This is a genomic window from Synechococcus sp. H70.1, from assembly GCF_047502705.1.
Classification (GTDB): domain Bacteria; phylum Cyanobacteriota; class Cyanobacteriia; order Thermostichales; family Thermostichaceae; genus Thermostichus.
The window spans coordinates 6,428-17,967 of sequence record NZ_JANSIV010000159.1 but is presented as its reverse complement, the minus strand read 5'-3'; the positions used below and the strand labels follow the sequence as shown (position 1 = coordinate 17,967).

Annotated in this window: 10 protein-coding genes; 8 read left to right on the top strand and 2 right to left on the bottom strand. The window is 59.9% G+C overall.

The genetic code is table 11. The features are described 5' to 3' along the window. Positions 1-555: 555 nt before the first annotated feature. The 3 genes from NW827_RS10590 (at position 556) to NW827_RS10580 (ending at position 4,348) form a co-directional block, all read left to right on the top strand. Entirely contained in the window at positions 556-1,416 is an 861-nt protein-coding gene (locus NW827_RS10590) for an SDR family NAD(P)-dependent oxidoreductase (protein ID WP_414404005.1), read from the top strand. 122 nt (positions 1,417-1,538) lie between these two features. Then, a complete protein-coding gene (gene ftsH, locus NW827_RS10585; protein WP_414404006.1) occupies positions 1,539-3,425 on the top strand; it encodes an ATP-dependent zinc metalloprotease FtsH in 1,887 nt (628 codons plus the stop codon). 101 nt (positions 3,426-3,526) lie between these two features. Next, positions 3,527-4,348, top strand: coding sequence for a class I SAM-dependent methyltransferase (locus NW827_RS10580; RefSeq protein ID WP_414404007.1), 822 nt, complete (start codon positions 3,527-3,529; stop codon positions 4,346-4,348). Here the strand turns inward: NW827_RS10580 and NW827_RS10575 are convergent. Both NW827_RS10575 and dnaA read right to left on the bottom strand, forming a co-directional pair. Further along, complete coding sequence (locus tag NW827_RS10575) at positions 4,345-4,971, bottom strand: hypothetical protein (protein WP_414404008.1); 627 nt, start codon at positions 4,969-4,971, stop codon at positions 4,345-4,347. The two genes, NW827_RS10580 and NW827_RS10575, sit on opposite strands and share 4 nt — an antisense overlap. A 173-nt stretch (positions 4,972-5,144) precedes the next feature. Further along, positions 5,145-6,548 (bottom strand): chromosomal replication initiator protein DnaA, encoded by a 1,404-nt coding sequence (gene dnaA / locus NW827_RS10570; protein WP_414360066.1) that lies wholly within the window; start codon positions 6,546-6,548, stop codon positions 5,145-5,147. 225 nt (positions 6,549-6,773) lie between these two features. Between dnaA and rpmH the strand changes: the two genes are divergently transcribed. From rpmH to NW827_RS10545, 5 genes are all read left to right on the top strand, one after another. Further along, positions 6,774-6,914, top strand: coding sequence for a 50S ribosomal protein L34 (gene rpmH, locus NW827_RS10565; protein ID WP_414359708.1), 141 nt, complete (start codon positions 6,774-6,776; stop codon positions 6,912-6,914). Between the two features lie 62 nt (positions 6,915-6,976). Continuing rightward, positions 6,977-7,351, top strand: a complete 375-nt coding sequence (gene rnpA / locus NW827_RS10560) for a ribonuclease P protein component (protein WP_414404009.1) — start codon at positions 6,977-6,979, stop codon at positions 7,349-7,351. A gap of 690 nt (positions 7,352-8,041) precedes the next feature. Beyond that, positions 8,042-8,272, top strand: coding sequence for a Uma2 family endonuclease (locus tag NW827_RS10555; protein ID WP_414503664.1), 231 nt, complete (start codon positions 8,042-8,044; stop codon positions 8,270-8,272). Positions 8,273-8,453: 181 nt separating this feature from the next. Then, a complete protein-coding gene (locus NW827_RS10550; protein ID WP_414404011.1) occupies positions 8,454-9,941 on the top strand; it encodes a S41 family peptidase in 1,488 nt (495 codons plus the stop codon). A gap of 132 nt (positions 9,942-10,073) precedes the next feature. Beyond that, positions 10,074-11,423, top strand: coding sequence for an adenylosuccinate synthase (locus NW827_RS10545; protein WP_414404012.1), 1,350 nt, complete (start codon positions 10,074-10,076; stop codon positions 11,421-11,423). The last annotated feature ends 117 nt before the right edge of the window (positions 11,424-11,540 follow it).

The window sequence follows — 11,540 nt, the reverse complement described above, 5'->3', positions numbered from 1 at the left end:
CCATGACGCTGATGCGCAAGTCAGCTGTTGAGTCACGCAGTGCTTCACTTTGGCGGCGCTCGGCCTCCAGTTGGCGCTGCTGCTCTTCCTGCTGTTGGCGCAACTCGGTGTTGGCCTGCAGGTTGGCTTCAGCTGCCCTAAGCAATCGCTCTAGGCGGGCCTCCACAAGAGCCCAGCGCTCCTGCTCTAGCCAGGACCGACTCCCAGGAACTCGCCGGCCAAAGTATCTCAAAGTCACTTTCCCCTGTCTTTTGGGCAAGGGCATCCTCCAACCTGGGGCTTGCTAACTTTTCCAATCATACTGCTTTTTGGGCCCTCCCTCAGTTTCTCAACCGCTCTGAAAGACTTGGACAACACTGGACAAAAGCAAGCTTTTGCCTGTCTCGCTGCTTTCTTCCTGCTTTAGCGACCCCTCCCTAGCCGGCTGTCTAGCCCTGCCGGAGGAATCTCCGCAGGCGTAATCCTGAGGTCGAGCCTATTAGGTTCTCAATTGCAACCTCGCCAGGGATCCCGGAAGTCCCTCTAGGATGAAGAAAGTTTGCAGAGAGGAGAGCCATGCCTTCACTGGCCAATCAGGTGGTGTTGATTACTGGTGCTTCTGCCGGAATTGGGAAGGCCGTCGCCCTGGAAGCGGCCAAACGCGGCGCTCACCTGGTGCTGGCAGCCCGCCGCGAGCAGCTGCTGCAGGAGGTCAAAGACCTGGCCCAGAAGCAGGGAGTAGAGGTGCTGGCAGTGCCCACCGACATGGCCGACACGGCCCAGGTAGAGGCGCTGGCCCAAAAGGCTCTAGAGCACTTTGGGCGGGTGGACATCCTAGTCAACAATGCCGGCTACGGTCAGATGGGACCGGTGGAAGAGGTGGATGTGGTGGCAATGCGGCGCCAGTTCGAGGTCAACGTGTTTGGCCCGCATGCCCTCACCCGCGCCCTCTTGCCCCAGATGCGGGAACGGGGCAGCGGCCGCATCCTCAACCTTAGCTCCGTAGCTGGCCAGCTCTCGATGCCTTTTAGCGGTGTCTACAACGCCACCAAGTTTGCGGTGGAAGCCCTTAGCGATGCCTTGCGGGTGGAAGTGGCCCCCTTCGGTATTAAGGTTATTGTGATCGAGCCAGGGCCGGTGGCCACTGAGTTTGGCCGCGTGGCCGAAGCAACCTTTGCTGCCGTTGTCAATCCCAACGGCCCCTACAAGGCCATCTTGGACAAGGCGGCCGAGCTGGCTAGCTCATTTAACAAAATGGCCTGGCCGGTGGAAAAAGTGGTAGAGCCAATCCTGCGGGCCATGACCGACCCTCATCCTTCCGACCGCTACACTGCTTTTCCAGGCGGTAAGTTGGCTCTGGGGCTGATGCGGCTAATGCCCGCCGCTCTGGCTGACGCCATGTGGCGGCGTGTCTATGGTCTCCCTAGGTCAGCCTAGGCACTTGCTGGCGGGAAGGAGCGGATCCCTGAACTTCTCCTGCTGCTGCGGGGTTGTGCCTTGCAGGAGCAAGAGGTTAACTTTGTTAAAGGACTTTTAATGAGGGGGTGTTTTTCTTCCCTATGAACAAGCCTCTTTCCCCCCAGCGCTGGTTGATTGCTCTCATGCTGGGCTTCTGTCTCTGGCAGGGATCCAGCCTGGCTCCTGCCCATGCGGCCCTGGCCTCTGCCCTTACCTACGACCGCTTCTTGCGCTACGTCGAGGAGGGGCGCGTTACCGACGTGCGCCTTCTAGACAACAACCTGGTAGCGGAAGTTACGGCTGTTGATCCCCAGACGCAGCGCTCCACCCGCTATCGGGTCAACCTACTGCCCACCACTGTGCCGCAACTGGTAGAGCGCCTCACCGAGCAGGGGGTCGAGGTAACTGTAGTGCCCAGCCGCGATGGCAGCGCCTTCTGGGCCCTTCTCGGCAACTTAGTGATCCCCTTGATGCTTTTGGGGGGCCTGTTCCTGCTCCTACGCCGTGCCAGCGGAGGAGTAGGTGGCCCTGGACAAGCCATCAACTTTGGCAAGTCGCGGGCCCGCTTCCAAATGGAAGCCAAAACTGGTGTCACCTTCGACGACGTAGCCGGGATTGATGAGGCCAAGGAAGAGTTGCAGGAGGTGGTGACCTTCCTGAAGAAGCCAGAGCGCTTCACCGCCGTGGGGGCAAAGATCCCCAAAGGCGTGTTGTTGGTGGGGCCGCCGGGGACGGGCAAAACGCTTCTAGCCAAGGCCATTGCTGGCGAGGCAGGTGTGCCCTTCTTTAGCCTGTCCGGCTCTGAGTTTGTGGAGATGTTTGTGGGTGTGGGGGCTTCGCGGGTGCGGGATCTTTTTCGGAAGGCCAAGGAGAATGCCCCCTGCATTGTCTTTATCGACGAGATTGACGCGGTGGGCCGGCAGCGGGGAGCTGGCATTGGTGGAGGCAACGACGAGCGCGAGCAAACCCTGAACCAGTTGCTTACGGAAATGGATGGGTTTGAGGGTAACTCCGGCGTGATCGTTATTGCTGCAACCAACCGCCCTGATGTCTTGGATGCGGCGCTTTTGCGGCCGGGGCGCTTTGACCGCCAGATTACGGTAGATCGGCCTAGCTTTAAGGGCCGCTACGAGATCCTGCGCGTCCATGCCCGCAACAAAAAGCTAGCCGAGGAGGTTAGCCTGGAGGCCATTGCCCGCCGTACCCCTGGCTTTGCTGGTGCCGATTTGGCCAACCTGCTCAACGAGGCGGCCATCCTGGCAGCCCGCCGCCAACACAAGGCCATTACCAACCAGGACATTGACGATGCCCTTGACCGCATCACTATCGGCTTGACCAAGCCGCCGCTGTTGGATGGCAAGAGCAAGCGCCTGATTGCCTACCACGAGTGCGGCCATGCCCTGTTGATGACCCTCTTGCCCCATGCGGATCCCCTGAACAAGGTAACGATCATCCCCCGTTCCGGAGGTGCTGGCGGCTTTGCGCAGCAACTGCCCAACGAGGAGCAGATTGACTCCGGCATGTACAGCCGTGCCTGGCTGTTGGACCGGGTGGTGGTGGGCTTTGGCGGTCGGGCAGCTGAGGAGATTGTCTTCGGCTACTCCGAAGTAACCACTGGAGCTAGCAACGACCTGCAGCAGAACACCAACCTCGTGCGGCAGATGGTGACCCGCTTTGGCATGTCCGAGTTGGGGCCGCTGATGTGGGATTCCCCCAACAACGAGATCTTTTTGGGCGGCGGCTGGATGAACCGTGTCGAATACTCCGAGGAGGTGGCCGCCAAGATTGACCGGCAGGTGCGGCAGATCCTGGAAAGCTGCTACCAAAAGGCCAAGCAAATCTTGCTGGAGCACCGGGCGCTGCTGGACCGGCTGGCCGACACCTTGGTGGAGCGGGAAACCCTGGATGGGGACGAGTTTCGGGCCATTGTGGCAGAATACGTTCCCATCCCCGAGAAGGTCGGCTTGCCCAGCCCAAAGACGGCCTAGGGAGCCCCTCTTCCTGCCGGATTGATGAGCTTAGAGGAGGGTGGTTGTCGGGGGTGCTACCTGGCAGCTGCCCTTTTGTTTGGCAAGGTTTGGGTTGTCCCATGCGCTCTTTTCTGTCTGCTCTGCCAGCTCGCCTCTACCGCTGCCTAAGCTGCGGTCAGGAAGGGCTAAGCCTGCCACCGGCGCGGGAGCCAGGCTCTGGCGCGGATCGGGTTTATTGTCCCCGCTGTGGCCAGGTTTACCCCATTCTGCCTTCCGGGGCGGTGGATTTTCTAGCCACCTCGCCCGAGTTGTCCCTTACTCCCGCCCAAGCTATTGCCCATCTACCCGGCTTTGCCTGGGCCTACGACCGACTCTGGCGACCCTGGGCCCTGTCACTGTTGTCGGGAGAGAGCTTTGGCAGCGAGCGGGAAGGCCAGTTGCTGGCAGAACTGGTGGGCGAGGCGGATCCTATCTTGGATCTCGGCACTGCCGGGGGGTACTGGAGTCGCCTCCTTTTGAGCAGGGATCCGCAGCGGACGGTGATTGGCTTGGACACTGCGGCAGGGGTCCTGGCAGAGGCAGCCCAACAGGCCCAGCCCCACTGGCAACACTACAGCCTGCTGCGGGCGCGGGCGGAACAGCTCCCCCTAGCCTCTGGGGCCTTTGGGGCGGTGATTAGCGGGGCAACCTTGAACGAGGTGCCGCTAGATCCCTGTTTGCAGGAGGTGGCCCGCATTTTGCGGCCTGGCGGGGTGTTTGTCTCAATGCACAGCCAGCAGGTTCAAGGGTGGGGGCAAGTGGTGCAGCGCTGGCTGGAGGCGACTGGACTCCGCTTTTTCTCGGCAGACGAGCTGCGCCGGCACCTGGAAACGGCAGGGCTGCAATTGGAGCGCTACCTCAGCTTTGGTTGGGTGGCTTTTGTGCAGGCAGTGCGGGGCTAAGGGATCCACTCCAGGCCAGCGCCGAAGCTGGATTCCTGCGCCAAGGTGGAGTGGCGCAGGCTGTAGCGGGCAGCCAGGCGAAAGGAAGGGCTGATGGCGTAGGCAGCGGTGATTTCTGCCAAGGTGGCCTGTCCCTCTTCCGACTCCTGGGGGGTCACCCAACTGTAGCTGCCAGTCAGGTCGGCAGCTCCAGGAGCCAGGGCCAAAACGAAAAAAACCCCATAGCTCACCCCCCTGAAGCGCCGGTTCTCCTGCTCCCAAGCCCGGTAGCCCAGCTGGGGAGCCAGATTAAAGCGGGATCCCACAGGGGCAAGAAAGTAACGCACCTCTGAGCCGTACTGGCGGACGACCGGATTTTCCAAAGATTGGCGGTAGTCGCCGCTGAGGGTGAGGCGATCCCCCAAGCGCAGGTCCTGCAAGCCAATTCGCCACTCGGAAGCCGACTCGAAACCCACTTGCAAACGGGTCGGCAAAACGGGAGTATTGCGGATTTCTTCCAAAAGATCGGGGGGGTCTTGCAGCCAGCGGCGCAACACGGGGCTATCTATCTGACCCTCCAGCCCCAACGCAGCTGAGAGGGACGGGAGATCCACCTCCACAGCCCAGGCTGGCCACTTGGGCATCAGGCAAGCTCCAAGGAGCAACACACCCCAACAAAGCTCTCTGCCCACTTCCGTTCCCCCCTGCAAGCCCCGCCTGCCCCGCCTTATAACTGTAGCTGCTTCCGCTTCCAAAGACAGCAAGGCTCTTGGCAGGGCAGCGACAGCACTTCAAGACGGACCAGCAGCGCCAATAACTATCTGTTTCGGCTGTTGGCTATGACCCGCAGCCGCTGGGACAGGTTTTGCAGTTGCCGCTCAAGTTGCAGGTTCTCCCGCTGCAACTGGCTAATTTTTTCGCAGCTATAGAGAACGGTAGTGTGGTCTTTTCCACCAAAGTAATCGCCAATTTTGGGTAAGCTGAGGCGGGTGTGCTGCCGCATCAAAAACATGGCAATTTGCCGCGCATGGCTAATGTCCCGCTTGCGGGAAGATCCCAATAAGCTCTCTCGGTCAATGCCAAATTCCTCACAGACGACATCAACAATCATGTCAGGAGTAATCTCCTTGGGTTCGCTGGGGGGGTTGAGGATGGGCTGAATCGTCTCCACGCTCATCGGCAGACCAGAAATGGAGACGTAAGCAACGGCACGGATGAGGGCACCCTCCAGCTCGCGGATGTTGCTGGTGTAGGTGGTGGCAATATATTCGATGACCTCTGGCGGCAGGCTCATCCCCTCGTACTCAGCTTTTTTCTTGAGAATGGCCATGCGGGTCTCAATATCGGGCGGCTGAATTTCTGCAATTAAGCCCATTGAAAACCGAGAACAAAGCCGCTCCTGGAGCCGCGGGATCAGGTGAGGGGATCGGTCAGCAGCTAGCACAATCTGTTTGCCCGATTCATGCAGAGTATTAAAGGTGTGAAAAAACTCCTCCTGGGTATACTCTTTGCCTTCGATAAATTGGACGTCGTCTACTAACAGAATATCCACATCTCGGTACTGCTCCCGGAAAGACTGCATACTGTCTCGCCGGATGGCATCGATGAGATCATTGGTAAAGCGCTCGGTGGAGACGTAGAAGACCTTAGCCCGTGGATTGGCCTCTAGCTGGTAGTGGCCGATTGCCTGCATCAGGTGAGTTTTGCCTAGCCCTACGCCACCGCAGAGAAACAGAGGGTTATAGGCCCGCCCCGGCTTGTCCGCTACGGCCAGGGCTGCTGCATGGGCCATGCGGTTGTTGGGGCCAACCACAAACTGCGAGAAGGAATACTTGGGATTGAGCTCTGGTGCTCGCATAGGTAGGCTGCTGCTCGCCTCTAGCCCCCGTAGAGCAGAATCAGGGAAGCCTCCAGGGCGGCGGGAGCTGGGCTTCTCAACTGTCGAAGGAGGCTCTTCCTCAACCAAAGCTTGGGGAGCAACGGAAAACTCTACCTGCAAAGGGATCCCCGCCACCCGCTGCACCACTTCGGTGATGGTGGAGGCATAGTGCTTCTGCAGCCAGCCCCGTGCCCATTCGCTGGGAGTGGAGATGGTGAGGCGGTTGCCCACCAACGACTCAGGCCGTGCTGTCTTGATCCAAGCTTCAAAGGTTGGCCGGCTGAGCTGCACTTGTAGATGGCCCAGAGCCTGATCCCAGAGCTGCTCTAGAGAGATGTCCACGCCACACGCCCAGAGCGACACACCACAACCCCCGAGAGAACAAAGCACTCAGCAGGGCTTCCACTCTCGGGATTCCCAATTTAACTGCTTGGCGTGGGGTGTCCAATCTACCCATTTTCCCCTGAGTTTGCTAGAATGGCCCTTCGCTGACTGTATGTAAGTGGACTCAATTGCCCCCTGCCCGCTGCGGCAGGCTGTGTTGAAGTTGGGAGTTGGTTTTTCACCATGCCTCAGCGTACCCTTCGTGGCACTAACCGCAGACGCATTCGGGTTTCTGGGTTTCGAGCCAGAATGCGCACGCCGGGTGGGCGGCGAGTCCTGAAGCGGCGGCGGGCCAAGGGGCGTTATCGTCTGGCTGCTTCCTGAGGCGTCCAATTCCCCTGCCAGAGGCGCAAGCAAGGGTTAAGTTGGGGCTGGGATCCGCCACCATGCTACCTGCTCCTTATCGCTTGCGGGATCGGCGGGCGTTTCAGGCGCTTTACCAGTCGGGCCAGCGGCGTTCCACTGCTGGATTGATCCTGCTGTTTCAACCAATGCCGGCAGGAGGTGAAGGGATCCCTAGCCAGGTGGGACTGGCGGTCAGCAAAAAGGTGGACAAATCGGCGGTACGGCGAAATCGGCTGCGGCGCCGGCTGCGGGAAGCTCTGCGGCCTCTCTGTCCCCACCTCAAGCCCGGCTATCACCTGCTATTTATCCCCAAGCCCAATTTGCTTACCTACAAGTGGCCAGAGCTGCAAGCAGAGGTGCGCTACCTTCTCCAGAAGGCTGATTTACTCGTTAGCCCAGAGGAGGGGCTTGGGTAGGTAGGCGGGGCTAACTCCTTTGCTACTCTACTGGCCTGTACTAGGGGAGTGAGGTGACGCAGGTATCTTGGGGCTAGCAGAGGGAATCAAGAAGCTCTACGGAAGGGGAATCCCGCCAATACCCTGTGCGAGACCTCTATCGGGATGCAGAGGGATCCTCTGCCGAAGCGGCGCTGGCCTCTTTAACGAGCCTGCCCTCAACTGGTTTAAGGCTTTGAAAATGGCGCTTGGCAGGTACACGGAGGAGGTGCAGGGATCCCTCCCCAACTCCAGGCCAACCTTGAGAGCGAGACTCCTCCCCCTATCCTCAAAACCTGGAAAGCGTTGAATCAAACTAAGGATCTTAGACCTCAGCAGGGGGCCATCCTGGAAATCCAGTTTTGCCTGCGCATCTCCAGTTCCCACTTGACGCTCAATCTCGGCCCTTTGATGACTCTGACGCGAGAGGGTTTTGTCCTGCTTTGTGCAGCCAATCCGGAACTGAAACTGGAGCGCCCTGCCCAGAGAGAGCTAGGGGTCGTGTCCCCGACCAGCGGTGAAATGGGCAACCTCAACTTAATTTGTCTGGAACCGCGAGTTAGGCCGGGGCAAAGCCTTGGATTTTTCTCTGCCTTCGGGCAGCGACCGCTCTCCTGACCTGGCCTGGATCCCGCTGGAAAAGGGGCAGAGGCGCGCCGGAGATTCCTGCCCTTGTGCCCCGACTTTCTCTTGCCCGCCGGTTCCTGGCTCCAAGTCCAAGCCAAGATGCCGGAGTACCTGGACAACGGCTGCCGCCTGGGGTGGCTTTTAGACAAGCGAGTGATGATCTACCGGGCAGGACAGGTGCCGGAACTGGTGGAAAACCCAGAAACCTTGTCGGGAGAAGAGGTGCTGCCCGGCTTTACCCTGCCCATCCGCAAAATCTGGTCTGCCGGGAGCTAGAACTGCCAGGGTTGCCCTTACCTCCAGACCTACAACCGCTAGGGTTTTGAGAGGCAAAAAATAGGCACCCCCCACTGCCCACAGTGGCAGGAGGAAGGGCGGGGGGTTTATTCTATTCGCAGCATCTGCAAAAAGGCAGGTTGCCATGAGGAGATGGGCGCAGGCAGGGAGAGTGTGGGCAATGGCCGTGGCAATCGGCGGGATCCTTCCAGCCAGCGTGAGAGGCCAGGCAGCTCTGCCACCCGTTCCGGTCGTCCCCTCAATTGAGGAGCCAACTGTTGCGCCAGCCTCGCCCTCCCAAGGGGCGCCAGCCAATCCCGCGCTTCGGCCCCCTTCTTCTGCGCCAGCGCTGGGCCAGGATCTGCGCTATCTGGTAGGGCTGTTCATCAACGAGTCTTGGCAGGCGGGCAACCAGGCTGCTGCGGTCAACTACAGCGACCTCTACACCCGCCTGTTGGCCCGCACCTACAGGGATCCCCGCCCGCCCATCGAAGTTGAGTATGAGCTAATTCGAGAGATCCTGCGCGAATATGGGGATCCCGCCGATCGCTTCTGGGATCCGCAAAGCTTTAGGGACTTGCTCAACCGTCCTCGCCCGCCCCTCCAGGCGCGTCAGATTGGGCCGCGCCAGGTTTACCTGGCAGTGCCGGAGCTTACCCCTGCCACCGCCCAGCAGATTCGCCAAGCCCTCTACACCCAGGATTACAGCCAAGGCATTGTCCTCGACCTGCGGGGGTCGGTGGGCTATGACCCGCAAGTGATAGCGGATGTGGCGCGCTTATTTTTGCCCCGTTCCGTGCAGCCGCTGCTGGTTACGGAAGACCGCTTTGGTCAATCTACCTCCTGGAACAGTGAAAACTTGCCCCTCGCCGCGGGGATCCCGTTGGCTGTCCTTGTCGATGGCAACACCCGCCAGGGGGCGACCCTCTTGGCAGCCCAGCTGGGAGCTAGCGGCAGCACCGTTATTGTGGGACAGACCACCCAAGGCAGCGAGCGCCAGACCCGCTTCTTCGCCCTGCCTTCTGGCGCGGCAGTGGAACTGGCCGTAGCCACTTGGAAAACAGGCGATGGACGTTCCCTAGCCCAGGGTTTGGTGCCCTTGCAAAGGGTAGAGGGAGATGAGAATGCCTGGCTCAAGGCTGCCCTAGAAGCCCTGGCCCTGCCTCCCCGCCGCCCCAGCCCCCCGCCCCGCCCCACCGTCCTGGTTCAAGAGGGCCGTGTCGGTCGCTTTGTCCTGGGCATGGATACCCGCAACGTCGATACCCACCTCTTGGGCAACGTGGAGCTAATCCCGGCCGAATCTCGGGCAAATGTATTTCAGCCCAACAGCGACCTGAAGATCTTCTACTTGCCAGACTACATCCTCTTTGCCTACCGCCCTCCGGGCGTTCTCAATAGCTTTTTTGCCGACCGCATCTATACCACCCACCCCGAAGCCATGACTGGCGAAGGGATCCGCATTGGCTCCACCTACTCGGAAGTAGTTGCTGTTTACGGCGGCCCCGGCGAAAACGGCTACAACGAGGTGGTGCCCTACCCCAAAGGAAGTCGGGAATACCTGCGGGAGGATCGCTACTACGTCAACTACGATGCCCTGGGCCTGTCCTTTGTCTTTGCGGTGGGCTCCAACCAAGTGACCGCCATCGGCCTGTTCAAGCCGGGGAGTTGAGGACGGAAAAGTTAATCGATTGTTAACCTTTTTGTCAAAAACCCTCAACACCCCCCCGAGCCATGGGGTAAATTAGTGCAGCGACCCCGGGAAAGGGGTTTTTGTGCTGTTTACGGACTGGGGGAGAAGCCTTTGGCAAACGTTGTGGTTGTCGGTGCCCAGTGGGGCGACGAAGGAAAAGGTAAGATCACCGACCTCCTCAGTGAGAAAGCCCATGTAGTCGTTCGCTACCAGGGTGGGGTTAATGCCGGCCACACGGTGGTGGTGGGGGGCAAGACCTTTAAGTTGCACCTTATCCCCTCCGGCATCCTCTACCCCGATAAGCGCTGCGTCATCGCCAGTGGTACGGTGATCGATCCCGAAGTTTTGCTGGCCGAGATCGACCAACTGCACCAACTGGGGATCTCCACCCACAACCTCTACATTGCCGAAACGGCCCACGTAACCTTGCCCTACCACCGCGTCATCGACGTGGCCGAAGAAGAGCGGCGCGGCATCTACCGGCTGGGCACCACTGGCCGGGGCATTGGACCCACCTACGCCGACAAGGCCGAGCGCATGGGCATCCGCGTCGTGGACTTGATGTACCCTGACCAACTGCGGGAGCGCCTCAGTTGGGCTATCCCCTACAAGAATGTTTTGCTGGAGAAGATCTACAACTTGCCTCCCTTAGATCCAGAGCCGATTATCGAGCAATACCTGGCCTATGCGGAGCGGCTGCGCCCCTATGTCACTGACGCCGCCCTGCTTCTCACGCAAGCCATTGAGGAGCGGCAGAACATTCTCTTTGAGGGAGCGCAGGGTACGCTGTTAGACATTGACTATGGCACCTACCCCTACGTCACCTCTTCCCATCCCATTGCTGGCGGCGCCTGCGTGGGGGCTGGGATTGGCCCCACCAGCATCGACCGGGTAATTGGGGTGGCTAAGGCCTACACCACCCGCGTTGGCGAGGGCCCCTTCCCTACCGAACTTAAAGACGAAATCGGTGCCTATTTGCAGTCTGCTGGCGGCGAATTCGGCACCACCACGGGGCGGCAGCGGCGCTGCGGCTGGTTTGATGGTGTCATTGGGCGTTATGCCGTGCGGATCAACGGCCTCGACTGCCTGGCCATCACCAAGTTGGATGTTCTAGATGGCCTGGATGAGATCAAGGTGTGCGTGGCCTACGAGTACCAGGGTCGCGAGATCCATCACTTTCCCAGTGATGCCCGCGTCTTTGCCCAGTGCAAACCCATCTACAAAACCCTGCCCGGCTGGAAGTGCTCCACCAAAGGCTGCCGCTCCCTTGAGGACCTGCCTCCCGAAGCCTACGACTACCTGAAGTTTTTGGCCCAGTTGATGCAGGTGCCGATTGCCATTGTCTCCCTAGGAGCCAGCCGCGACGAGACCATCATTGTCGAGGATCCCATCCACGGCCCCAAGCGTGCTCTCCTTTACCCCAATGGCAGCAAGCAGGTTCACGCCCTCATGCCGGACTAACTTGGCACTCCCCCGACTTTAGTCGGGGGATTGACGGACTTGCAAAGGCGCTGTCAAGACGCCCCTAGACAGTTCCTTCAAAGCCCAAGGGTCTTCACCGGCGTGGGCGCTTGCTTA

Excerpts from the sequence above, each read along its gene's own strand:
- NW827_RS10590 (WP_414404005.1), top strand. The coding sequence starts at position 556 with ATGCCTTCACTGGCCAATCAGGTGGTGTTGATTACTGGTGCTTCTGCC.
- ftsH (WP_414404006.1), top strand. The coding sequence starts at position 1,539 with ATGAACAAGCCTCTTTCCCCCCAGCGCTGGTTGATTGCTCTCATGCTG.
- NW827_RS10580 (WP_414404007.1), top strand. The coding sequence starts at position 3,527 with ATGCGCTCTTTTCTGTCTGCTCTGCCAGCTCGCCTCTACCGCTGCCTA.
- NW827_RS10575 (WP_414404008.1), bottom strand. The coding sequence starts at position 4,971 with ATGCCCAAGTGGCCAGCCTGGGCTGTGGAGGTGGATCTCCCGTCCCTC.
- rpmH (WP_414359708.1), top strand. The coding sequence starts at position 6,774 with ATGCCTCAGCGTACCCTTCGTGGCACTAACCGCAGACGCATTCGGGTT.
- rnpA (WP_414404009.1), top strand. The coding sequence starts at position 6,977 with ATGCTACCTGCTCCTTATCGCTTGCGGGATCGGCGGGCGTTTCAGGCG.
- NW827_RS10550 (WP_414404011.1), top strand. The coding sequence starts at position 8,454 with ATGGCCGTGGCAATCGGCGGGATCCTTCCAGCCAGCGTGAGAGGCCAG.